The organism is Pseudomonas berkeleyensis (genome assembly GCF_014109765.1).
Classification (GTDB): Bacteria; Pseudomonadota; Gammaproteobacteria; order Pseudomonadales; family Pseudomonadaceae; genus Aquipseudomonas; species Aquipseudomonas berkeleyensis.
Genome location: NZ_CP059139.1, coordinates 2,380,686 through 2,404,778, shown reverse-complemented (window position 1 = coordinate 2,404,778; position 24,093 = coordinate 2,380,686). Strand labels below are relative to the sequence as shown.

Below are 24,093 nucleotides of genomic sequence, written 5' to 3'. Positions count from 1 at the left end.
AACCGGTGAACGGCGGCGGAGTTCCCCCCGCCGCCGCATGATCAGAAGCGGAAGGCCACGCCGGTGAAGGCGCCGAAGCCATCGCCGACGTACAGCGCTGCCGCATCGTTGCCACGGGCGTTGTAGGTCGGAAGGACCGCGGTGGCGTAGTCCTCGTCGGTGAGGTTGCGCAGGTCGAGGAACACCTGCCAGCGCTGGCCCGGCTCCTCGTAGCCGAACTTCGCGCCCCAGACGGTGTAGGACGGGGCGTAGAAGCTGTTGGCGTAGTCCACCGGTGTGCTCGATGCCGTGCGTACATCCACCCCGGCATAGAAACCGCTTGGGTGCTGATACTTCAGCTCGGCCTGGTAGATGTGCTTGGGCAAGCCCGGCAGCTCGTTGGCCCGGAAGGTGTCATCGTTGCGGTAGTAGAAGTCGTTCAGGGTGTAGGCCTGACGCAGCACCAGGCTGTCGCCACGTGTGCCCTGCCAGAGCTCGGTATCCAGACCCGCTTCGATGCCCTGGTGGATGGTCGGGCTGGCGTTGTTGGTGGACGTCACTGCCGGAGTCAGGCCGGTCGCCGGAATCACCTCGACGTTGAGCAACTCGTTGTGAACCCAGGAGCGGTACAGCGCCAGGCTGCCGGAGAAGATGCCCTGTGAACCACGGATACCCACCTCGAAGGTATTGGCCTTCTGCTCCACCAGGGTCTTGGTGTAGTTGTTGGTCGGGCCGGACGGCGAGATCGACCAGGCACTGGGCGGATCGATGGAACGGCTGACGTTGGTGAACAGCTGGATATCCGGAGTCAGGTAATAACGCAGGCCCAGGCGTGGCGCGAGGCTCCAGTTGTCGTACTTGTAGTGCTGCGGGAAGGGGCTGACGTTGGCCCGGTCGGAAAACTCCACATCCACGTCGCGCACGATGTTGACCAGTGACAGGCCGCTGGTCAGCCACAGTCGCTCGGTCAGCTCCAGGTCGTTGCCGACCGAGAATACGGTATCGAAGGAACCGCTGTAGCGGGTGTCCTTGAGCAGTGCCCGCGTGGTGCCGCTGTAGGTCTTGACCTCGGCGCGATCATGCAGGGTATTGCTGAAGGCGAAGGTGGTATTGCTCTGGTGACCGAACCACTGGTCGCTGCGCAGGTAACGCAGCGAGGTGTTCAGGTCGCGCCATTGCCAGTGGTTGGGCGTTGCCGGGCTCTTCTTGCCGAGGATCTGGCTGTAGTTGTGGTAGACCAGCCCCAGCTCCAGCTTGGAGTCGTCATCGAAGGCGTAGGTGGTCTTGCTGCCGACCCAGATCGAACCGTTCTTGGTCGAATCGCCGCGCTGCGCCACGGTGGTCGGGTTGGCCTGGGTCGAGTCATCCTTGAGCTGACCGCGTGTCAGGGTGCTGGAGTTCTCGTGGTACTGCTCGCGATAGCGCACGATCAGACGTGTATCGAGCTTGGGGCTGAAGCGGTAGCCGAAGTTGGATACCACGCCCTTGGCTTTGGTGAAGGTGTAGTCCTGGTAACCGTCACGTTCGGAGTTACTCAGACTGATGTAGTAATCGGCATTGCCCTCCACGCCACCGGTACTCAGTTGCTGCTTGCGCCAGCCGAAGCTGCCCGCCTCGAAGCGGGCGTAGTTACCTGGCGAGGTATAGCCCGTGTGGGTGACCATGTTGATCGCGCCGCCGAGCGACAGCGCGGTGTAGTCATAGGCATTGGCCCCGCGCAGCACTTCGGTGTAGTTCACGCCGGAGGTTTCCAGCAGCTCGTAGGGGGTGCCGCCTGGGCCGGTCAGCGCCAGGCCATCGAAGAGGAACTTGACTCCTTCACGGAAGTAACCGGGCGAGGCGTTGGCGCCCGAGCCACGGATGGAAATCTTGATCGCATCGTTTCCGCCAGCCGATTGGGCGATCACACCCGGCTGGAATGCCAGCACATCCTCCAGCGTGGATGCACGGCCCTTCTCCACCTCGGCGTTGTCCACCACGCTGGTGCTGCCGGCAACTTCCTCCAGCCTGGCCTCGGCCTGCTGCGCTTCGCTTTTCTTCTCCCCTTTCACCACCACGGTTTCCAGCCGGGTATCGGTATTGGCCGCCACCTCCGCCGCCAAAGCCAAGTTGACCCCGCACATCAACAATGTGCCAATACTTACCGCCTTCCACAGTGGCTTGATGCCACCTGCAAAAGCCCCACCGTTCCCCTCTAAAGATAACCAGCGCACGCTGCTACTCCTATGCTCAGACAGATTCATTTTCGAGCTTCTTGTTATCTTTCTAGCGCTCTACAAAACCTATTTAGCAAGGGTCGTTCCAAAACATAAAATCATTCAAAAACAGATACTTATAAAAATATAAGAACATTCAAAAGCTACCACCTCATGGCATTCTGCTGAACCACTGTTTCGCCACGAACAGTGATTTCGGTTATATGCTTGTTCATCTTTAAACTTTGCATTCGCACTGCAATTTAAATTCAACAAGAACAACTGCATGCACAGGCGAATAACGGCCGCCAATCAACCACCGAGTGGCAGGAAGTTAATTTCGGATAGAGGCAGGAAGTGTTTGAGAATCATCGCCAGAGATGCGCATTGCACGCAGCCCGATGGGCTCCCGTAGGGTGCACCGTGCGCACCGAAGCAGCCGCCGCAACACCGACTCCGCGAAAGCCCTGGTGCGCGCGGCGTACCCTACCCAAAGCCGTTGATGCTCACGCCCTACATAGCCCTCACGTGGGGGGAATATGCGCGCCGGGAAAACTGTCCCCCAGCGCGCAACACTCACTCCAGCCAGACGCTGGTGAACACCGGTGTGTTGTGAGAGGTGTCGTAGACCACACCGCGTACCCGCGGGCCATGCGCGGTCAGGCTGTAGTTCTCGTAAAGCGGCACGGCTGGCACCAGCTCGGTCAGGCGCTGCTGCGCCTCGCTGTATAGCTGCCGACTACGCGCTTCATCCTGGGAACTTCGACCCTCGGTGAGCAATTCGTCGAGCCTGGCATCGCGCAACCGTGCCGTGTTCTGGCCGATACGCCGCGACGAAATGATCTCGTTGCTGTGATAGAGGATGTACAGGCCGTCCGGCGTGTTGGTGTGCCACACCCCGGCGCCGGTTGCCTGGTAGTCGTTGGCGGCGCGCCGGTCGAGGATATGCAGCGGCGGCAACTGGTCGATGCGCAGCTCGAAACCGACTTTCTTCACGTCGGCCTGGATCGCCACCAGATCGGTCAGCGGATACAAACCCTCGGCTGCCAGCACCTCGGCACTCAGGCGCACACCATCACGTACCCGATAGCCCTGTACATCGCGCTCACCCCAGCCGGCCTCGTCGAGCAAACGATTGGCCGTATCAGGGTCGAACTGCAGGGCTGCCTGGAACGCCGGGTCGTAATATCGGGTATTGGCGGCCAGGTAATCGCTCTTGGCTTTGAACTCGCCAAAACCGCTGATACGCACGATACCCTCGCGATCTACCGCCAGGGCGAAGGCCTTGCGCACGCGCACATCGTCGAAGGGAAACTTTTCGGTGTTGAAGGTGATGCCACGATTGGGGTTGCCCTGACGGATGCGACTGTCGAAGCGCAGCCGATCAACGGCACGGATCGCCGCGGCATTCTGCGTCGGCGCATCGGTGGTGAAGTCGTACTGCCCGGCCGCCAGCGAGCTGTAGCGGATCAGCGCCTCGGGAACGAAATCCAGCTCGATGCGTTCGAGATAGGCCGGCCCCTGATGCCGCAGAAAATCCGGCGCCCAGGCGTAATCCTCACGGCGCACCAGGCGAATACCCTGTTGGCGGGTATAGCGCTCGACCACGAAAGGCCCCGAACCCACCGGCGCCTCGGCCAGTGCCTTGGGATTCTCCACGATGGCTTTCGGCGACTGCATGGACAGCCAGGACTGCGCCAGCACGTTGAGGAACGGCGTATAGGGCTCGCGCAGGTTGGCGCGAAAGGTGTATTCATCCACCACTTCGCCGTCGATGTACGGTGCGATGTAAGCCGCTGCGAGGGGCGACTTGGTCGCGGGGTCGCGCATGTGTTCGAGGTTGATGCGCACCGCTTCGGCGTTGAATTTCGCGCCATCGCTGAAGGTCACATCGTCGCGCAGGTGGAAGGTGTAGGTCTTGCCGTCCTCGGACACCTCCCAAGCCTTGGCCAGCCAGGGCGTGATGCGCCCCTGATCATCCAGGTACACCAGGTTGTCGTAGATCAGCCTGCCCAGCCACTGGGCATTGGTATGGGAAATGGCGTGCAGATCGAGCGATCCGGTATCCAGCGCGACCGAGACCTTGAGCGTGCCACCGGGCTTGCCCGGCGTCTGTTCGAAATAGTCGCTGGCCGGGTAGATGAACGCCTGCTCTGGCGCCGCATCGCTCGTCTGCTCATCAGGCGCGTCACCACAACCGGTCAGGATCGTCAGCACCGCCAGGGCGAGCAGCCGATGTGTCGCTACAGCAATTTTCAGCATGGGGTTCTCTCCATCAACCGTGGGCAATCAGAGCCGCCCACGGTCGACGACGCTCCGGATGGAGCGTCGTCACGGGTCAGTGGAAGCGATAGGAAATCCCGGCGTACACGCCGAAACCGTCACCGACATAGAAGTTCGGCGAGTCCACGCCCCTGAGGTCGTAGGCGGTGTTCGCTGCGGTGACGTAGTGCTCGTCGGTCAGGTTGCGGGCGTCGAGGTAGACGCTCCAGCGCTCGCCCGGATCGTCGTAGCCGACCTTGGCGCCCCACAGGGTGTAGGACGGCGCCTTGAGCGTGTTGGCGTAGTCGACGTAGTAGCTCGATGCCGTGCGCAGGTTGACGCCCGCGTAGAACCCGGCCGGGTGGCGATACTGCAGCTCGGCCTGGTAGTAATGGCGCGGCAGGCTGGGCAACTCGTTGCTGCCAAACGCATCATCGTCGCGGTAGAAGAAATCGTTGAAGGTGTAGGCCTGACGCAGGATGACCTGATCGCCCCGCGCGCTTTCCCACAGACGCGTGTCCAGACCGGCCTCGATACCCTGGTGGATGGTATCGCTGGCATTGGCATTGGCCGTAACCGCGTCAGTGGTCTGAGTCGCCGGCGTGATGATCACGGTCAGCAGCTCATCGCTGATCCAGGAGCGATAGACCGACAGGCTGCCGTCGAAGATCCCGGCCGAGCCGCGCACGCCAAACTCCACCGTGGTGCCCTTCTGCGGATCAAGCGGGCGCAAATAGGCATTGGCGGTACTGCCGTGCTGCCAGGTAACGGGCGGGTCGATGGAACGGCTGACGTTACCGAACAGTTGCACCGATGGGTTGAGCTGGTAGCTCAGGCCGAGGCGTGGCGCCACGTGCCATTCGTTGTAGCTGACGTTGTCCGGGAAGGTGCTGGTATTGGCCGTGTTCGAGTATTTGATGCGCGCGGTACGGTCGATGTTGATCAGTGACAGGCCGGTGGACAGCGTGTACTGGTCGTCCAGGTGCAGCTCGTTGCCGAGGGCGAATACGGTATCGCGCGAGCCGCTGTAATCGGTGTAGCGCACCTTTTGCCAGTCGCTGCGGCGATAACCCTTGACGTCACCACGCACCAGGCGGGTATCGCTGAACGTCAGCGTGGTATCGCTGGGCAGGCCGAACAGACGGTCATCGGTGCGCAGGTAGCGCAACACGGTATTGACGTCGGTCGAGCGCCAGTCCTGCGCCGTTGCCGCGTAGCGCCAACCGTTGAGCAACGGATAGTCGTTGACGCCCAGGCCGATTTCCAGACGCGAGTCATCATCGAAACGGTAGGTCGTCTTGCTGCCGATCAGGGTCGTGCCGTCCTTGCGCCGATCCGACAACAGGCGGTTGTGGGTCGGATCATCCTTGATCTGCGCCTTGGTCAGCGTACTGCCATTGAGCAGCTTCTCCTCGCGATAGCGAATAGTCAGGCGGGTATCGAGCTTGGGATTGAAGGTATGGCCAAAATTGGCGATGAAGTCCCTGCCCTTGTTCGGTGTGTCGTCCTGATAACCGTCACGCTCGTTGTGCAGCACGGAGATGTAATAGTCGGTATCGCCGGACACTCCGCCATAGCTGAGTTGCTGCTTGCGATAGCCGAATGGTCCGAAGTCCAGACGCGCATAGGCGCCCGGCGATGTGCGGCCGGTGTGAGTGATGAAATTGATCGCGCCACCCAGTGACAGCGCGGTATGGGAGAAGGCGTTGGCACCATAGAGCACCTCGGTACGGTCGACGGCCGCCATGTTCAGCAGGTCTTCCTGGGTACCGCCCGGCCCGGTGATGGGCAAACCGTCATAGAGGAATTTGATGCCCATGACGTAGCCCTGGTAGAAAGTATTGAGGCCCGAACCACGGATGGAAATCTTGTTCGCCCCGGTACCGCTGGTGGCCTGGGCGAAAACGCCGGGCTGCAGCGCCAGTACGTCTTCGGCGTTCTGCGCCCTGCCCCGCTCCACCTCCTGGTTATCGACGACACGTGCCGCACCCGCGACCTTCTCCAGTTCGACCCTGGCTTTCTCTACCTCACTGGCTTTGCCGCCCTCGACCACCACCGTGGCCAGACGCGCATCGCTACCCTCCTCTGCAGCCTGAGCCGTGCCGCCCAGGCAAGCCAGCGCCGCCCCCAGCGCCCATAGTGCAGTTTTGCCTCCTCCCTGCGGCAAGATGTCGGACACTCCCCCGATATGACGTTTCACGTGTTATTCCCCTTAATTGATCGTTGTGCAAGGCAGGTATCTATCGGAGATACCAGGCAGCACTCAGCAGCGTCCGTGCCACAACTAAAAATCAATAATGGATAACAAGTTAGCGCCAACGAAGAACACTTTGATACCGCAACCGACGAACAATCTGCTGAACCAATGTCCGGATACGAACACCATCAAGCAGCCAACTACCACAGGCAGATATCGATATATATTAAAAGCAAATAACGTCGATAAAATTACGCGGCCGCTGTCGCGCACGACATAGCCATTGAATATGTAACGAGCGCAGGGTTCGCCATGCAAACCGCCTTAGCCCATGGTAGCCGGTGCGCACGGCGCACCCTACTTCTGCGGATACTTATGCGTAAAGACACTAATACTGCATCACCTCGAATACTTATCCGAGACACGCTGTCTTATTGGCAATATCGAATTAGCCGGAGTCGGCCTAGCAGAATATAAAGCGAATTACCGGAGCACCCATTGCAGGCGCCTCGTGAAGTTGAAGGCAGACTTTCGATCAGCCGTCCGTTTCAAGACGGTTATCTGTAGCCAGTGTTTACATGAAAAAAGGGGCCGTACTCCCTGCCCGGAAGTACGGCCCCATAAACTTAGGCTCGGTACGAAAAGTGCCTGCGCTCGGTGATGCTGCGTTAAAAACAGGCTCAGAATGCTCATTTACAGCCTGTAAACTCCGCTTCCTCACCTGTTTTTGCCTTGCCTGACCTTCGCTCGACGACTTTTCGTACAGACCCTAGCGGGCAGTGATGACTGCCAGCTTGGTGATACCGGCGCGCTCGATGGCCGCCATGGCCCGTGCCACTTCGCCGTAGTTCACGCCATCGTCGGCCTGCAATTGCACGCGCAGTTCCTCATGCACGACTTCGGCCTCCTGCTTGGCCTGGATCAGGCTGCTCTCCAGCAGATCCGCCTGAATCTCGTCCTTGTTGATGAACAGCTTGCCCTCACCGTCGATGCTCACCACCAGCGGGTCTTTCTGCTCCAGCGGGGCCACGGCCTCGGTCTTCGGCAGGTTGATCGGAATCGAGTTGGTCAGCAGCGGCGCCGTGACGATGAACACAACCAGCAGCACCAGCATGACGTCCACCAGCGGCGTGACGTTGATTTCGGAAAGGACTTCGTCGCTGTCCTGGGTCGAGAAGGCCATGTCAGACCGCCTCCTTCGCGACGCCGGCGTCGCCGGTCACAGGGGCACCCTTGCCAGCACGCGGGCTGACGATGACCTTAAATGCACTCTTCTGCGCCAGGCTGTAGAAGTCGTGGGCGAAGTCGTCGAGGTCGGCGGCGGTCAGCTTCAGGCGGCGCAGGAAGTAGTTGTAGACCAGCACCGCCGGCACGGCGACGGCGATGCCCACGCCGGTGGCGACCAGTGCGGCACCGATGGGGCCTGCCACGGTTTCCAGGCTGGCATTACCCGCCGCGCTGATGCCCTTGAGGGCTTCCATGATGCCCCACACGGTGCCGAACAGGCCGATGAAGGGCGAGGTGGAGCCGATGGAAGCGACCACCGCCAGGCCGGCTTCCAGCGAACGACGCTCGCGCTGGATCTGCTGGCGCAGGGAACGCTCGAGGCGATCCTGGTGATTGATCGACTGCGCCAGGTCGGTCGGCTGGCCACCTTGCACCTGAATCGCAGCGAAGCCGGCCTGGGCCACACGAGCGACCGCGCCGTTCTGCCCGGCGCTCTGCTCGGCGGCGCTGTCGAGGCTGGTGGCGCTCCAGAAGCCTTTCTGGAACTGGCGATCCTGATGGCGCTGGCGGGCGAACTGGATGCCCTTGATCAGCGCCAGCCCCCAGGTGACCACGGAGAAGCCGATCAGCAGCCAGATGACCGCGTGTTCGACCGATTGAAAGGGAGAATCTACGAGCAGGTTCATGATGCGTTCCTCGGGTAAGTCAGGTCGGCCGGCGTCTGCGCCAGCCTCAGTTCAAACGGAATTCCAGCGGTACCGATACCCAGCCGGCGATGGCTTCGTCGCCACGCTTGGCCGGCACGAAGCTCCAGCGCTTGACTGCGCGGATGGCGGACTCGTCGAGCACGTCGCGGCCGCTGCTGCGCTGAATCTGGATGTCGCTCGGCTTGCCATTGGCCAGCACGTGTACGCGCAGCAGAACGGTGCCTTCCCAGCCTCGCCGTTGCGCCAGCGAGGGGTACTCGGGCGCCGGGTTCTTCAGGTAGCCGGCGCTGGCCGACGGTGGAATCTCCACCGGTGGCGCGGGCGGTGCTTCTGCCACGGGCGCCGGGGTTGGCGGCGGAGGTGGCGCCTCGACCGGCTTCGGCGCCGGCTTGGCTTCCTGCTTGGGCGGCTGTGGTTTGGGCTTGGGTTTGGGCGGCGGTTTCACCGCCAGCTCCTCGACCACTGGCGGTGGTGGCTCGACCACGGGTTCCGGCTCGGGAATCACTTCCGGAGGCGGTGGCTCGACCACGGGCGGTGCCGCGCTGGTGAATTCGATGGTCATCGGTGGAATCTGCACCGGCACTTCCGGCAGCACCGGCTCGGGCCGGCTGGCCAGCCAGGAAATGGCTGCGACATGCAGGGTCAGGGCGAACACGCCGAGCAGAATCGCTTCGCGGCGGCCCAGTACCGGCTTGCCAGCTTGTGGCGCAAGGCGCTGCAGGCCCAAAGCCTGGCGTACGCTGACACCTAGATCACGTAGTTCGCCCGGCTTGCGTGTATCACGCCAGAGCACTTCGGAAAGGTTGTCGGCTTTGAGGACATTGCCCATGGGCAAGACTCCTGTTGCTGTAGGGACTGCTGATCTCTGTCGGCACCTGCGATTGCCAGGCCCGCCGTAGAGCTGCGGCGATGATTGATTCGGCTCCTTATCCCATAAAGTAATTTTTAATAAGATATTAATTTCCAAAAGGAATAAAAAAACATAAATAATTGATTAAAAAGGATTTTTTAAAAGCCATTACTGAAATGCATGGAAAAAATGCGATAAAGGCATTGCGCCCATCCAGCCCACCGGCAAAGAAGCGCGTCATGGCAGAACCAGCGGCGCTCTATCTGCCAGATCGGCCAAAGCAGGCATGCGAATAAATTCCTAAAAGGAATATGCATATCCAAATCAATAGATTGACGGAATAAAAACTGACCATTAAAACCGGCGCAATCGTGGCGACTCGCCCGCCTCTATCGACCTGCCAACGCCGGAACCCACATGGATTTGCGTCAGCTCCGCTACCTTGTCGCACTCAACGAACACCGCAGCTTCGTTCGCGCAGCCGAGGCGATGGGTATCACTCAACCGGCATTCAGCCGCAGCATCCAGGGCCTGGAGCAGGAGCTTGGCTGCGTGCTGATCGACCGTGCGAGCAAGGATCTACGCCCCACCCCAGAGGGACAGATCGCACTGCAACATGCCCTGGCGTTGATTCGCGGTGCCAGCAACCTGACCAGTGAAATCACCCAGATGAGCAAGCTGGATGCCGGCGACCTGCATTTCGGTTGTGGCCCGGCGCTGGCCACCAGCCTGCTGCCCGATGCATTGTTGGCGTTCATGCAGCGTTACCCCCGCATTCGCACGCGCTTCGAAGTGGACAACTGGGAGCAACTGAGTCGCAACCTGAACCGTGGCGAGATCGAATTCTTCATCGCCGACATCCGCCACTGCGAAGCCGACCCTGGGGTTCAGACACAACCGCTACGGCCGCGCGCAGGCCTGTTCTTCTGCCGCCCCGAGCACCCCTTGCTGGGCAAGGAAAGCCTGTCGACCAATGACCTCTTCGACTTCCCCCTGGCGGCCAGCCGTATCCCGAGCGAAGCGCGCAAGGTGTTGGCCAACCTCAGCGGCAAGATCGATATCAGCATTCATCTGGAATGCGAACAGATTCCCCTGCTGGTGCAGTTGGTCAAACGCAGCGATGCCATCGGCATCGCGACCCATGAAGCCGTGGCGGACGAGTTGGCCCGTGGTGCTCTGGTGCAACTGCACCTGCGCAACCTGCCAAGCAACCTCGATAGCCTCAGCGCCCGCTGCGGCATCGTGACCCGTACGGGTTTTCGCCTGTCCCCTGCGGCTAAGGCGATGATCGACCTGCTGTTGACACTGGATCACTCGAAGTCCGCTCAGGTGGCTTGAACGGTAACGCCATGAGGCGCTGCCCATTACGCCGCAAGGCAGAGCAGCCGGCGGCTGACGGGCATTCGTGCCCGATCCGAAAAATATAAAAATATTCTAAAAAAGTATTTATCTATTCCATTTGGCATAGATAGTCTTGCTCCACCGGACCGCCGGACACCCTGACAACACCTACAACGTCCCGCGGCTCGGCATCCTCGTCAGAAGGGCCAGCTCGCCTTCGAGGAGCACCACCATGACCCCGTTTCCCTTCGTGCGCCGGGTACTGGCCGCACTGACCCTGTCGAGCGCGACCCTGGTCGCCCAGGCCGCCGACTTCACCGTTGCCTACCAGACCACCGTCGACCCGGCCAAGGTCGCTCAGGCCGATGGTGCCTATGAAAAAGCCACCCAGGCCAAGATCGATTGGCGCAAGTTCGACGGCGGCGCTGAAGTGATCACCGCCGTTGCCTCGGGCGATGTGCAGATCGGCTACGTCGGTTCCAGCCCGCTGGCAGCGGCAGCCACTCGACAACTGCCGGTACAGACCTTCCTTATCGCCGCGCAGATCGGCGCCGCCGAAGCACTGGTCGTACGCAACGGCAGCGGCATCGACAAACCGGCCGACCTTATCGGCAAGAAGGTCGCCGTGCCGTTCGTTTCCACCGGCCACTACAGCCTGCTGGCCGCGCTCAAGCACTGGAACATCGACCCGAGCAAGGTGCAGATCCTCAACCTGGCGCCACCGGCGATCACCGCTGCCTGGCAGCGTGGCGACATCGACGCCACCTACGTCTGGGATCCGGCGCTGGGTGTGGCCAAGGAAACCGGTAAGGTGCTGATCACCTCTGGCGAGCTCAGTGAGCTGGGCGCACCGACCTTCGATGCCTGGATCGTGCGCAAGGACTTCGCCGAGAAGCATCCGGAAATCGTGCGTGCCTTCGCCAAGGTCACCCTCGATGCCTACGCCAACTACCGCAAGGATCCGCAAGCCTGGCTGGCCAACCCGGACAACATCGCCAAGGTGGTGAAACTTTCCGGCGCCAAGGCCGAAGACATCCCGCTGCTGTTGCAGGGCAACGTCTTCCCGCTGGCCGCCGACCAGGTCACCGCCCTCGGTGCGCCGACCACCCAGGCCGTCAGCGCCACCGCGGGCTTCCTCAAGGAGCAAGGCAAGGTGGACAAGGTGTTGCCGGACTACGCGCCCTACGTCAGCAACCAGTACATCACCAACTGAGCCACGTTTTTCCGGGCGGCCACGCCGCCCGGTCTCCTTTGATGCCCGGAGTCCATTCCATGCCCCGTATCCATCGCCTGTTCGCAGCCGTGGCCGCTGCTGCGTTCGCCTCGTTCAGCCAAGCTGACGACCTGACCATCGCCTACCAGACCGGCATCGATCCGACCAAGGTCGCTCAGGCCGACGGTGCCTATGAGCAAGCCATTGGCCAGAAGATCGACTGGCGCCGTTTCAACAGCGGCGCCGAAGTGGTCACCGCTATCGCCTCCGGCGACGTGCAGATCGGCAACCTCGGCTCCAGCCCACTGGCAGCCGCCGCCAGCCGCAACCTGCCCATCGTCACCTTCGTCGTCGCCGCGCAAATCAATGCCGCCGAGGCGCTGGTAGTACGCAATGGCAGCGGTATCGAGAAACCCGCCGACCTCACCGGCAAGACCCTCGCCACGCCGTTCGTGTCCACTTCGCACTACAGCCTGCTCGGTGCTCTCAAGCACTGGCAGGTCGATCCGGCCAAGGTGCGCATCGTCAACCTCAACCCGGCCGAGATCAACGCCGCCTGGCAACGCGGCAACATCGACGGCGCCTTCGTCTGGTCGCCGGCACTGGGCGAGATCAAGAAAACCGGCAAGGTGCTCACCGACGCCGCCGAAGTCGGCACCTGGGGCGCACCGACCTTCGAGGTCTGGGTCGCACGCAAGGATTTCGCAGAGAAACACCCCGAAGTGCTGGAACAGTTCGCCAAGGTCACCCTCGACAGCTTCGCCCGCTATGCGGCGGAGAAAGACCAGTGGACGGCCGACTCCGAACCGGTGCGCAAGATCGCCGCGCTGACCGGCTCCAACCCCGCGGACGTACCCGAGCTGCTGGCCGGCTCCGCCTTCCCGGATCGTCAACAACAACTGGCACTGCTCGGCGAGCGCACCGCTGGCGACATCGCCGCCACCGCCGCCTTCCTCAAGGAACAGGGCAAGGCCGACCGCGTACTGCCGGACTACTCGCCCTACGTCAGCAGCCAGTACATCAAACCCTGAACCCGCGCCTGCCTTGAAGAGAACCTGAACATGGCCCTACTCGAACTGGAGCACATCAGCGCACAGTACCCGGGCGCCGCCAACGCGGTGTTGAGCGACCTGTCCTTCAACCTCGGCCCCGAGCAACTGCTGGTCGCACTCGGTCCCTCCGGCAGCGGCAAGACCACCCTGCTCAACCTGATCGCCGGCTTCGTCTCTCCCAGCGCCGGGCGCATCAGCCTCGATGGCAAGCCCGTCGCGGGGCCTGGTGCAGAGCGTGGCGTGGTGTTTCAGGACGACGCCCTGCTGCCCTGGCAGAACGTGCTGGAGAACGTCGCCTTCGGCCTGCAGCTGGCCGGCGTGGGTCGTGCCGAGCGTGAGGCCAAGGCACGCGAACTGCTCGCACTGGTCGACCTGGCCGGCTTCGAGCAACGCCGTATCTGGGAACTCTCCGGCGGGCAGAAACAACGCGTGGGCCTGGCCCGCGCACTCACCGCCGACCCGCGTGTGCTGCTGATGGACGAACCCTTCGGTGCCCTCGACGCCTTCACCCGCGAGCAGATGCAGGAGCTGCTGCTGCAGGTCTGGCAGCGTACGCACAAACCGGTATTTCTGATCACCCACGACATCGAGGAAGCCGTATTCCTCGCCAGTGACCTGGTGCTGCTGGCCCCCAACCCCGGGCGCATCGTCGAGCACCTGCGGCTGGACTTCGGCCGCCGCTATGCCGCTGGCGAAAGCGCCCGTGCGATCAAGTCCGACCCCGCCTTCATCGAAACCCGCGAGCACGTACTCGCCCAGGTCTTTGCCCAACGGCAAGGGAGCCGCACATGAGCAGCTACGAATACCTCTACGCCAAGACGCCCGAAGAACAGCGCGCGGTGAAACCGCGTCGTGAGCTGAGCCTGCTGACCATCAGCAGCCTGAGCATCGCCAGCCTGCTCTGGCTGTGGTGGGCAGTGACCACCGCCGGGCTGATCGAGCCCCTGTTCCTGCCCAGCCCGCAAGCCGTGCTCGCCCGCGGCTGGCAACTGCTCGGCGAAGGTTACATGAACGCCAGCCTGTGGCAGCACCTGGGCGCCAGCCTCGGGCGCATCGGCCTCGGCCTGCTGGCCGCGGTACTCACCGCCGTGCCGCTGGGCATCGCCATCGGCCGCCACCGCATCGCCCGCGGCATCTTCGACCCGTTGATCGAGTTCTACCGGCCGATCCCACCGCTGGCCTACCTGCCGCTGATCGTCATCTGGTGCGGTATAGGCGAGCTGTCCAAGGTACTGCTGATCTACCTGGCGATCTTCGCCCCGGTGGCCATCGCCACCGCCACCGGCGTGCGCAACGTCGACCCGACCAAACTGCGCGCCGCGCAATCGCTCGGCGCCACGCAGGCGCAGCTGATCCGCCACGTGATCCTGCCCAGCGCCCTGCCGGACATCCTCACCGGCATCCGCATCGGCCTTGGCGTGGGCTGGTCGACCCTGGTCGCCGCCGAGCTGATCGCCGCCACCGAAGGCCTAGGCTTCATGGTGCAGTCGGCGGCGCAGTTTCTGGTCACCGACGTGGTGATCCTCGGCATCCTCGTCATAGCCCTGATCGCCTTTGCCCTGGAACTGGGCCTGCGCGCCCTGCAACGCAAACTGGTGCCATGGCACGGCCAGGCGCATTGAGAGAGAACCCGACATGACCCTGCATATCACCCCGCTCAGCCCGGCACTCGGCGCCCAGGTCAGCGGTATCGACCTGCGCCAGCCCCTCACCGCCAGCCTGCGCCAGCAAGTCGAAGACGCCCTGCTGCAATACCAGGTGCTGTTCTTCCGCGAGCAGCCCATCGAGCCACAACAGCAGGCTGCACTCGCCGCCCAGTTCGGTGACCTGCACATCCACCCGCTCTACCCCAACGTGCCCGAGCAACCTGAAATCCTCGTGCTCGACACCGCCGTGACCGACGTGCGCGACAACGCCATCTGGCACACCGACGTCAGCTTTCTGCAAACCCCGGCCCTCGGCGCGGTACTCGCCGCCAAGCAATTACCGCCCTACGGCGGCGACACCCTGTGGGCCAGCAGCAGCGCCGCCTATGACGCTCTGTCGCAGCCGCTGAAGCAATTGCTCGACGGCCTCACCGCCACCCATGACTTCACCCGTTCCTTCCCGCTGGAGCGCTTCGGCAATACGCCCGAAGCCCTGGCGCACTACCACGAGGTGCAACGCACCCACCCGCCCGTGGTACACCCGGTGATCCGCACCCACCCGGTTACCGGGCGCAAGGGTCTGTTCGTCAACGACGGCTTCACCAATCGCATCAACGAACTGGAAGCGGCCGAAAGCGACGCCCTGCTGCGCTTTCTCTTCGCCCACGCCACCCGCCCGGAATTCACCATCCGCTGGCGCTGGCAGGAGAACGATGTGGCCTTCTGGGACAACCGCATCACCCAGCACTACGCCGTCGACGACTACCGACCGCAACGGCGGGTGATGCATCGGGCGACGGTGTTGGGGGACAGGCCGAGGTAGGACGCCTTGGCGGGGGCATTTCGGTCTGAGCGATTAAAGCTCGCCTGATCGGTGCCGTTACAGATGGGACAAGGCTCTGGTTGAAGAATGCGCGCCGCGCCGATGACCAGATACCGCCCAACGACGGCCAAACGATCAGAGGACGATCCGCTACATGATAAGCGCCCCCCGTTTCAGCTCATTCACCGTGAACGATCCTGCGTCGAACAAAGTGCTGCGCGCGACCGAAATCCCCGTGGAAACGACCACCGAAATAGACGAAGTCACGAACGAAGAGTTAACGGTCAAAACCAGCAACGTGCGCATCAGCGAAGAAGCGCTCGACACGCTGAGGCTCGAACAACAAACGCAAGCCATCCGCAGCCAGCAGACTGATACCGACAAGCTGGTCATCTCGCAGAGCCAGATAATCGAGACGCCAAACGCACTCAGCGAGGATGAGCAGGCGGAATTCATGGCATGGATCAACGAAACTCCCCAAGCCAGAGTAGCCCGCGGAATCAGGGAGCATCTTCAGGTCGTCGATAGCGCGACCCACGAAGTGAGCCAGAGCACCCAGGCGCTGGAACAGACCTACAACAGCCTCATCGAACGCATCGACCTGCATCGCCCAGACCTCGCCAACAAGTCCTTTGGCTTCAGCGTCAATGCCGAAGGCCGGATCGTCCTGCTCGACACCGATGACCTGAACGCCAAACAAGTCGACTATCTGGAGCAGGCGCTCAATGGTTCCAGCACCTTGGTCAAGCAAGCCATCGATGTCGCGAACGCTCACATCGCCTTGGCGAAAGCTGAATGGCACACCCGTGGGATCGTCCTCACCCGTGAAAACTACGCGAAGACCATCGATATCGGCGCCGACCTCGCCTACCTGCGCGCGGCCAAAGCCCTCCCGCGTGGCACCGGTGAAATCCCCACCGCGCCGGTCCCGGTTCAGGATTACTGGCGACAACAGTTGGTTGACAAGGGCCAACGTGCCCCTGGTTTCAGGCCATAGCTCCCGACCATCGATGGATATCCGTTACCTCAGCGCCGGTGCCTTCGAAGGGGCTGGCGCCTGTAGGGGCATGTGGCAACGCGACCTCGAAACGGTATCGGCACAAGCGCTCGACCTTCGCGCTTGACTCTGCCCCTAGGGGCAACCTGCATGCTGCCGGCTCTCTTTAAGATCGGAGCTGGATAGCTGATGACTGCATTATCGATGGTCACCGGTGCCAACGGGCACCTTGGCAACACCCTGGTTCGGCAGTTGCTCGCCCGTGGCCAGCCGGTACGTGCCGGCGTTCGTGACCCCGCACACAGCTACGCCTTGCAAGGGCTTGGCTGCGAAGTGGTACGCGCGGAGCTACAGGACATCGACGCCCTGCGCCAATCGCTGCAAGGGGTCGATGTGCTGTATCAGGTCGCCGCCGTGTTCAAGCATTGGGCGAAGAGCCCGCAGGCTGAAATCATCGAGCCCAACGTACAGGGCACGCGCAATATCCTGCGCGCCGCCGCCGAGGCCGGCGTGCGCCGTGTCGTCTATGTCAGCTCCGTCGCGGCGGAGGGACACGACGGCCAGTATCTGGATGAAACGGTCTGGAATGACGAGCAGCGCAACCCCTACTACCTCTCCAAGATTCTCTCCGAGCGCGCCGCCTGGGAGGCGGCGCAGGCATACGGCATCTCGATGGTCACGGTATTGCCCTCAGCGATCATCGGCCCCCATGCCGAACGCCTGACCGACACCATGGGTTTTCTCGCCGCCGTGCTGGTCCGCAAACTGGTGCTGGATCCGGATTTCCATTTCAATTTCGTCGATGTGCGGGATGTCGCCGATGGCCTGATTCAAGCCGCCGAGCGAGGTCGCCCTGGCCAGCGCTACATACTCGCCAACCGCGAGTCTTCGTCGTTGGGCGAGGTGATCGCCGCCCTCGATACGCTCCGCCCTGGGCAGCGTCTGCCTGCGCGTGCGCCCAAGGTCTTGCTGCTGTCAGTCGCCATGCTGCAAATGTGGCGTGCACGCCTCACTGGCCAGCCAGCCGAATTGCTGCCCAGCCAGGTGCGCATGTTCCATGGTGTGCGCCAGCGTTATTGCATCGACAAGGCCGTCGACGAGTTGGGCTACCGACCGCGCCCGCCACAGGAGGCCCTCAGGCAGGCGTTCGAGTACCTGCTGACGCGCTGACTACAGGCGCGAACTGCCGGTTTATCTGCGCCTGCAACTCGGTCAGGCGCTGTTCCTGAAGCTGCAAGGCCTGTATCTGGGCTTGCAGCTCCTGGCGCTTGGCTTCGATCCCCTGATTGGCGAGCGCCAGGGGAAATGGCGCGTCATGCCGCTTGGCGGCCAGCAGCTCGCTCATCTCCCCCAACTTGAACCCCACCGCCTGAGCCGTGCAAATCATCTGCAGCAAGGTCAGGTGAAAAGGCGTGTAGCGTCGGTAACTGCCGAGACGCTGCGGGCTGATCAGCCCCATCTGTTCGTACAAACGAATGGCTTTGGGCGTACACCCCGACAACCTGGCCACTTCACCGATGTACATACGCCGTCCTGTCAACGCTCGATTGGGAGGCGAAGCTTAATGGCTGCACAGGGCGCTGTCTTCAGATCAGGTGGAGGGCTTTCGTGAGTGGCTGCTATCGGCCAGAAGCTGGCATTACCAATGGGATGGTTTCTCCTGAACGACCGGGGTTTAACAGCCTCAATCTTGCCAAATAACATAAGCCTGATTGATGCTAAATAAGCCAAGTCGGCCGAAAATTCGGAGGAAGTCGCGAAACTACGAATTAGACTATCTTAGTTTGTGGCGGATCTACAGAAGTCCCGCCCGGCCCTCATGTGGGTTATTAGTAAAAACTGTTAGATACACATTCCGCATAGCTTCCAAGGGTGGGTGTTGATTCTCAATTACTATGATCTGGCTGCCGCTACTATGGTGACGGATCAAGTACTCATAGAATTTCTCTTTCAAATTACTTCCTCTCAGAAGTAAATCATCATCACCTTCAGGTGCGAAATAGGCAAGAAGCGGAGAGTCGAGCACTAGGAAACCTGGGTGGGGCAAAGAGTTTTCTTGCGCATATTCAAGCAATCCTAGGCTAACAGCCGCATGCGTGATGGATCGCAACCCTTTTCCCCGGCTGCCCCTAGGCTTACCATCGATAATAAAATCGCTGGAACCCTTGTCAAACACAACCTTACACTCGCCAGGAAAATTCCAATCATTCAGAATTGACGAGATTTTATCTGATAAAGAGTTGCCAATAGTGTCGGGAATGCTGACTGCGGCCGTTGTCTTACCACCAGCCGAAGAGCTCTCTTTTTCAAGCAATAATTTACGCTGAGTTAACTGATCGATACGCTCAAAACCATTTATTTTCCTTGACAAATCTTGCCGTAGTTCAACCAAGGTTTCAAAGTCGATTTTTTCTTCATCTTTGCGTGGGGATAGCGCTTCCTTTAAAGAAGCCTCGATTTCATCGTATTCTTTCTGCTGATCTAGGTAGCCTCTTGAAAGCTCCTCTCTTTCAATCTGTAGCTCATCAATGGTTCGAACTAGGTCGACCCTGAGCTTTACAATTTTAGCAATCTCGGCGGAGGCTGCCAGAACTGCCGAGCGAATAACCGCGTCATCGTCATCTTCAAGATGCTGATTGCACGGTGCAGCACCGCACATAGGGCAGTTCACTGCATCTACATAGACGAGCATAGAGCCACTTTCTTCAATCGCCTCTAAGCGCGCAAGATCGACATCATAATGATCACGAAGGAGGTCAAACCTTGTGAAAAGGTCAGTTATTTCGTCAATGCGCTCAGAAACCAATTGCCGCTGAAATACGTTATTTTGACGCTGCTCCAAAAGCTCGGAGATTAATTCCTCATTTAGGGCAATCGATTTTCGATGTCGCTCTAGTGTAACTCCGATTTTTTCAAGCTGAGCCTCGAGCTCTTCGCGCTTGCTGTCACCCACATCAGCATTCAACTCGAGAATCAAATCATCAAGCAAAGAAATCTTGCCTGAGTTGTCGATCGCTCTCGCTGCCGGGGTATTGATTGCTGAGTCATCCATGCCCGTAACAAGCAATTTAACGGTAGCTAATTCAGAGGTTTTTGTAGTGAATTGACCGCTCCAGAACGGTGACCCCTTGGTAGCAATCTCTTCCTCCTGGACAATGACAAGTCTTGCTATGTTTCGGAACCCCAGGCTCTGTAAAGTGGATTTCGCGCTGCTTTTCAGAACCTTCTTGCCGAGCAGTCCAAGCTTATCGAGCAAGAATCCCGAAAGGTTATCTATACTGCCGTGAGCGTGAGTAGCCTTTAGTACCGTTGATCCATCTTGACTGCCCTCGATCAGCTTAAAGCCTCCACCATTTATCGCTCGCTCCAAACTCCACTCTTCACCAGAGCCTGACTCTAACGACAAAGTTATTCGATCATACCCCTCCAGTTCATCAATTTTTCTAAGCTCAGAGCCACCTAACATATAATCGATTGTCTCAGCCAGATAGGATTTACCAGTATCCGACGCACCACAAATTACGTTCACGCCATCAAAAAAATCTACATGTCGCTCATCAGCCGGCCCAGAGAACTGAACACATCGCAACTGGAAGCTAAATTCACTCATTATTCCGAGCCTCTCTGTTCAAGAGCCTGAAATTCACTGGCCCATCTAAAGATTCGATGAGTAATTTTTCGGACTTCATCTGTAGGTGTACTTCCATACGTCTCATACGCCCACTTGGCTCTGTCTAACAACATAAGAGAATAATTTGATGTGAGTGAGGATATAAATGGCTGAGCGGCATCGGTAGCGATGTAGCTGAACCCTTCATGCGACGCAATCCGACTTAACAGCCCCCGCCTAACCATCAGCTTCAACCCTGACTCTATCAATCCTCTGCGCACAAGAAGCTCACCTGCTCGCAAAGGTAATGGTGCATGTAGACTACTAGGCCCTCTGGCATCTTCAGAGTGCACTACCAAATAGTCCATCTCCACCAAGCGCTGTAGATCCATTGCCATTGGAAAGGCAGCAGTTAGAATGGCTAGAGAACGTACCCCTGTCTCCAAAGGGCCATTGAAAGGGTTATTATCTGTTGATTCAGTCATTCTCAGTAACCCACATTAACCGATCATCATTTGCCAACTGATGGCATATGCCCTGACGATCTTGGGTTTTGAATGCTGAGGCTAATGGATTTGCTGAGGCAGCAATGGTTGAAGAATGGGTAATAGTGGCCTTCATTCGTGCAAATCCGTCTGCATGGTCATCCTCACAAACATCTACAACCCCATGGAATATTTCATCTTGCAGGGCTGCGAAGGTACCTTCAGGTACAGTATCTCTAGCGAAGTTCCTTAAAGACTCAGCATGGTAAAAACGCTCTCTCTGCCGGAGATAGTCTTTCTTTAGTGCGCCGTGAGACTCAAGATCAGTCTCGTCAATTATGGTTCTCTTAAGATGATTCCCATAAGCATCAAATATCTGCCGGATATAGCGGCTTTCACTTCCGGTTGGCACTGCTGGAGGTTTCAATGAGTCGGGCCTGAATGGAAGTCCACCACCAAACCTCACGGCATGGAACTGAGTACGGCTATGACCATCTATCAGTTCGGCAACGGATTTTGACGAAAATATTGAGAAATCGAATGACTGAAAATAATCGAGAAGCTCGTCCGATAGCGGAATCTCCATCGTCGATGTGATCCCATTTTTACAATATTGGCCCCAATTCTCCTCCGCCTTAAATTGTAGCTCCTCAGGATTGCTCAGAAGCTGCTCTAAGGTAGTTCCGATGTCTTGAGAGCCAGCAAAATAATGCTTGCGTGGAGGGGCATAATGTCCTTTAAACGAATAGTAAATTATCTTCCCAATCTCGACCCAGATATCACTAGGTCGGAGCGGGTGACCATATCGCTTACACTGATAATTATCCCAGGTGCCTTTGAATCCTTCAGGAGAGCAAAAGCCTGCGATGTCTACACCCAAGTCCCCCGAGCCTCCGAAGCGTCGGACTTTTGGGTATTCAGTCTTCAGGCTACTTCCCCATTCCTCTACGAATTCCTCCCACTCTTCTGGGCTGAAGCTTCGAACTCGAAGGGGTTTAGGTACCGGAATACCACTTATTACATGCGTCGAGGATGCGGAAGACGTCCGTTCCCTCGGGGTAATTTCTTGTAGATCGATGTCCGATATCACAATGCTCGCCTGCTATGTTGGAGCAGTGGCCCCCAGTATCCGAGGTGCCGATGTTTTCACTCCCCAGGATCTAAAACGTCCGTGCTGGGGGTGGGCCGACGCTAGCAGAATGCCACTTTCTCGTCTATCGCATGAGCATGCAGTCACCACCATTCTTGGACGCCCGCTAATAGCGCTGGATTCAACGGTAAAAAGGGGGGCGCACAACAAAGGGACAGATTTATTTTCTCTACTCTAATGCCTGCTTTTGGCCGATAGCTGCCGCTCCACACCTTGCCCTGCGCCCTCTCCTACGCTAGAGTCCGCCCTGTCACGGTCAATCCCGTGGCCGGGCGTCAGAACCCGAAATAAACCAAGGCGCGGTAGCGCCATAGCTGAGTAGCCGGCGCTTTTTTTGTGCCTGGTTACCGCATTTCTATGGTGGGCCGCACGGGGCAGGCTTCGGCCTGGCCGGTTGCCTTGGTTGCCGGTTTCTGACCCCCGTGCGGTCCGCCTCCCATCACCGCGTCAGAACGGCGGGAAGCGGCTCCTTAAACAAACCAAGGAGCATATGGAGAATGCACTATCCCCCTTTTACCCAAGGGCTCCGCCCTGGGCTGCTGGCTGTTGTGCCGACTTCCGTTTTGGAGGTGCTGCATGACCAAGTCTGAATCCGTCGTTATCCCCTTTCCTTCACCACGCAATCCCTTGCAGAGCTTTGTCGCGGACGAGTGTCCGTTGCAGGCAGCAGCCGAGTATCGGGCAGCGTTGCTGGCCAAGCTGTTGCGGCGAATGCCGGAACCGGAGTTGGCCAATAGCACCAGTGCGCTGCTAAGCGAGTTGATCGTGCTCTACCGCAGAGCAATCGCCCAGGCATCCGGGAGGGCTGCCCATGATTGAGTTGCAACGGTACCTCACTCACCTGCCTGCTCATGACGGGCAACCGGCTGCCGACTTCGGTTGGAGCGCAGATTGCCAGGCGAGCTTCGGTCACGGCGTGCAAACCGCGCAGGCCTGGCTGGATGACGCCAACAGCGGCTGGCTATGGGCCAATCTGCTGCTGGAGCGCCAGCTGTACCCGCCGGGTGCTCAGCGCCATGCCTTCGAGCTGGGCTTTCTCAGCCGTATCCACCAGCGTCTGTGCTCCCCCTTGGGTGGCGATCACAGGGCAAAGCGCACGGAGTTCAAGCTGTAGGCAATCGGCGTGGCGCCTGTGCGTTTGCAGTTTGCTCTCGCACAGGCGCCAGCCATCCACCTCCGTGGAACACCTGGAAATGGTAAGACCCTATCAGAGGGCGATCCCGTCAACATAAAAGCCGCGAGGTAGAACCGTGAAGTACATCATTGAAGCTTTTGACAAAGAAACTGAACTTCTAGCCTTTGAGATTGCTCTTCCTGATGGTTGCGATGCTCAGCTAGCAGCAATTATGGGTTGGTCAACACCTCAACGCGGCGATGAGGGATATAACCTTAGTGCCGAGCAGATGGTTGCAATTGAGAAATTAGCGGGCAGGCACTTCCACGAAGAAAACTATATTTTTCAGCTCACATGCAATACAGATTAAAGTTATTAGATAACAACTGAAGCCACCCACCTTCAGAATAAGTTGAAGAAGCCTCAACTGACGCACCATCCGTAACTAAGGAGCGGGGAATGGAAGGCTGTTTATAGGTTTCAGAAAATAAGTCAGCAGACCATTAAAGTACTGGCATGAAGAGTTTTGCCCGGGAGCCCGCCCTTGACTAAGCAAGTAGGGTGGACTCAGGAGCGCCAGCGAACAGTCCACCAACAGAGTAAAAGATGCACTACTTCGCGCCACGGATCGCCATACGACAATACGTAGCGTTGTGTGCAGGCCATTCAGCGGTGCGCACAGCGCACCCTACGGTCGTGCTGAACGTTAGGGGTTGGCATGCTGCCGGACGCCTTGGCTTAGAGCCAGCGCCTTACCGTGCGGCAGTACTGTTCGAAGTCGTTGCCGAAGAGGTTGGCCAGGGCGCGTTCCTCCGGGCTGATCTGAAAGCGGTTCATGAACAGTACGAAGCCCAGCACGCCCAACACTGAAACCGGCGAGCCCAGCAGAATCGACCAGGCCAGCAAGACCGTCGCGAAGCCCAGGTACATGGGGTTGCGCGTGTAACGATAGATGCCCGAACTGACCAGTGCCGATGCCGTTTCTGGTTGCAGCGGGTTGACCGTGGTGCTGGCCTGGCGGAAGGAGGCAACACCTGCCAGGCAGATGAAGGCGCCCACCAGCAAGACCGTGAGCGCGAGGCCGACGCGCCACTCGATGGGCAACGCCAGCGCCCCTGGCAGGTGGTAGGCCGCCAACCACATCAGCACGCCGAACAGGGCTGCGACCACTACCGGGGGTATGCGATTTTCCAGTACGTCCATGACGTCATTTCCTTGTATTGGCGACTTCGTTGCGAGCTTCTG

General features: G+C 59.5%; 22 protein-coding genes. 11 read left to right on the top strand and 11 right to left on the bottom strand.

Annotation, left to right across the window (positions count from 1 at the left end):
- Positions 1-41 precede the first annotated feature (41 nt).
- From HS968_RS11175 to HS968_RS11150, 6 genes are all read right to left on the bottom strand, one after another.
- Positions 42-2,102 carry a TonB-dependent receptor family protein gene (locus HS968_RS11175; RefSeq protein WP_182371286.1) on the bottom strand — a complete coding sequence of 687 codons (2,061 nt, stop codon included), beginning with the start codon at positions 2,100-2,102 and terminating at the stop codon, positions 42-44.
- Positions 2,103-2,750: 648 nt separating this feature from the next.
- Positions 2,751-4,436 carry an ABC transporter substrate-binding protein gene (locus HS968_RS11170; protein ID WP_182371285.1) on the bottom strand — a complete coding sequence of 562 codons (1,686 nt, stop codon included), beginning with the start codon at positions 4,434-4,436 and terminating at the stop codon, positions 2,751-2,753.
- Between the two features lie 76 nt (positions 4,437-4,512).
- Positions 4,513-6,636 carry a TonB-dependent receptor family protein gene (locus HS968_RS11165; protein WP_238338937.1) on the bottom strand — a complete coding sequence of 708 codons (2,124 nt, stop codon included), beginning with the start codon at positions 6,634-6,636 and terminating at the stop codon, positions 4,513-4,515.
- Positions 6,637-7,402: 766 nt separating this feature from the next.
- Entirely contained in the window at positions 7,403-7,816 is a 414-nt protein-coding gene (locus tag HS968_RS11160) for an ExbD/TolR family protein (RefSeq protein ID WP_106742232.1), read from the bottom strand.
- A 1-nt stretch (position 7,817) separates the two neighbouring features.
- Positions 7,818-8,546: a MotA/TolQ/ExbB proton channel family protein gene (locus HS968_RS11155; protein WP_182371284.1), complete on the bottom strand. Its 729-nt coding sequence runs from the start codon at positions 8,544-8,546 to the stop codon at positions 7,818-7,820.
- A gap of 46 nt (positions 8,547-8,592) precedes the next feature.
- Positions 8,593-9,396 (bottom strand): energy transducer TonB, encoded by an 804-nt coding sequence (locus tag HS968_RS11150; protein WP_182371283.1) that lies wholly within the window; start codon positions 9,394-9,396, stop codon positions 8,593-8,595.
- Positions 9,397-9,834: 438 nt separating this feature from the next.
- On the opposite strand from HS968_RS11150, the gene HS968_RS11145 reads away from it, so the two are divergent.
- The 8 genes from HS968_RS11145 (at position 9,835) to HS968_RS11110 (ending at position 17,659) form a co-directional block, all read left to right on the top strand.
- A complete protein-coding gene (locus HS968_RS11145) occupies positions 9,835-10,755 on the top strand; it encodes a LysR family transcriptional regulator (RefSeq protein WP_182371282.1) in 921 nt (306 codons plus the stop codon).
- A 235-nt stretch (positions 10,756-10,990) separates the two neighbouring features.
- Positions 10,991-11,971: a taurine ABC transporter substrate-binding protein gene (gene tauA, locus HS968_RS11140; protein WP_182371281.1), complete on the top strand. Its 981-nt coding sequence runs from the start codon at positions 10,991-10,993 to the stop codon at positions 11,969-11,971.
- A 59-nt stretch (positions 11,972-12,030) separates the two neighbouring features.
- On the top strand, positions 12,031-13,002 hold the full coding sequence (gene tauA, locus HS968_RS11135; RefSeq protein WP_182371280.1) for a taurine ABC transporter substrate-binding protein: 972 nt from the start codon (positions 12,031-12,033) through the stop codon (positions 13,000-13,002).
- A gap of 30 nt (positions 13,003-13,032) precedes the next feature.
- A complete protein-coding gene (tauB, locus tag HS968_RS11130; RefSeq protein WP_182371279.1) occupies positions 13,033-13,815 on the top strand; it encodes a taurine ABC transporter ATP-binding subunit in 783 nt (260 codons plus the stop codon).
- A complete protein-coding gene (gene tauC, locus HS968_RS11125; protein ID WP_182371278.1) occupies positions 13,812-14,645 on the top strand; it encodes a taurine ABC transporter permease TauC in 834 nt (277 codons plus the stop codon). The genes tauB and tauC overlap by 4 nt, the downstream gene beginning before the upstream one ends.
- 13 nt (positions 14,646-14,658) lie before the next feature.
- Positions 14,659-15,492 (top strand): taurine dioxygenase, encoded by an 834-nt coding sequence (gene tauD / locus HS968_RS11120; protein ID WP_182371277.1) that lies wholly within the window; start codon positions 14,659-14,661, stop codon positions 15,490-15,492.
- A gap of 154 nt (positions 15,493-15,646) precedes the next feature.
- Positions 15,647-16,489: a hypothetical protein gene (locus HS968_RS11115; RefSeq protein ID WP_182371276.1), complete on the top strand. Its 843-nt coding sequence runs from the start codon at positions 15,647-15,649 to the stop codon at positions 16,487-16,489.
- A gap of 204 nt (positions 16,490-16,693) precedes the next feature.
- Positions 16,694-17,659: an NAD-dependent epimerase/dehydratase family protein gene (locus tag HS968_RS11110; protein ID WP_182371609.1), complete on the top strand. Its 966-nt coding sequence runs from the start codon at positions 16,694-16,696 to the stop codon at positions 17,657-17,659.
- On the opposite strand, the gene HS968_RS11105 is transcribed toward HS968_RS11110, so the two are convergent.
- The 4 genes from HS968_RS11105 to HS968_RS11095 all read right to left on the bottom strand — a co-directional run bounded on the left by HS968_RS11105 (position 17,625) and on the right by HS968_RS11095 (position 21,464).
- Entirely contained in the window at positions 17,625-18,014 is a 390-nt protein-coding gene (locus tag HS968_RS11105; RefSeq protein WP_182371275.1) for a MerR family transcriptional regulator, read from the bottom strand. The genes HS968_RS11110 and HS968_RS11105 overlap by 35 nt on opposite strands.
- Before the next feature lie 270 nt (positions 18,015-18,284).
- Positions 18,285-20,099 (bottom strand): coiled-coil domain-containing protein, encoded by a 1,815-nt coding sequence (locus HS968_RS11100; protein ID WP_182371274.1) that lies wholly within the window; start codon positions 20,097-20,099, stop codon positions 18,285-18,287.
- The gene (locus HS968_RS26685; protein WP_407681648.1) at positions 20,099-20,584 is read right to left on the bottom strand and encodes an ABC-three component system middle component 2; all 486 of its coding nucleotides are present in this window, start codon (positions 20,582-20,584) and stop codon (positions 20,099-20,101) included. Before HS968_RS26685 ends, HS968_RS11100 begins: the two co-directional genes overlap by 1 nt.
- Complete coding sequence (locus HS968_RS11095; protein ID WP_202884206.1) at positions 20,577-21,464, bottom strand: ABC-three component system protein; 888 nt, start codon at positions 21,462-21,464, stop codon at positions 20,577-20,579. The genes HS968_RS26685 and HS968_RS11095 overlap by 8 nt, the downstream gene beginning before the upstream one ends.
- 846 nt (positions 21,465-22,310) lie before the next feature.
- Between HS968_RS11095 and HS968_RS11090 the strand changes: the two genes are divergently transcribed.
- The 3 genes from HS968_RS11090 to HS968_RS11080 all read left to right on the top strand — a co-directional run bounded on the left by HS968_RS11090 (position 22,311) and on the right by HS968_RS11080 (position 23,218).
- Positions 22,311-22,553 carry a hypothetical protein gene (locus HS968_RS11090; RefSeq protein ID WP_106739622.1) on the top strand — a complete coding sequence of 81 codons (243 nt, stop codon included), beginning with the start codon at positions 22,311-22,313 and terminating at the stop codon, positions 22,551-22,553.
- Positions 22,546-22,848 carry a LasR-specific antiactivator QslA gene (locus HS968_RS11085; RefSeq protein WP_119690965.1) on the top strand — a complete coding sequence of 101 codons (303 nt, stop codon included), beginning with the start codon at positions 22,546-22,548 and terminating at the stop codon, positions 22,846-22,848. Before HS968_RS11090 ends, HS968_RS11085 begins: the two co-directional genes overlap by 8 nt.
- A gap of 136 nt (positions 22,849-22,984) precedes the next feature.
- Entirely contained in the window at positions 22,985-23,218 is a 234-nt protein-coding gene (locus HS968_RS11080; protein ID WP_119690964.1) for a DUF7683 domain-containing protein, read from the top strand.
- 368 nt (positions 23,219-23,586) lie between these two features.
- Here HS968_RS11080 and HS968_RS11075 read toward each other — a convergent pair whose 3' ends face one another.
- Positions 23,587-24,051 (bottom strand): methyltransferase family protein, encoded by a 465-nt coding sequence (locus tag HS968_RS11075; RefSeq protein WP_182371272.1) that lies wholly within the window; start codon positions 24,049-24,051, stop codon positions 23,587-23,589.
- Between the last annotated feature and the right edge of the window lie 42 nt (positions 24,052-24,093).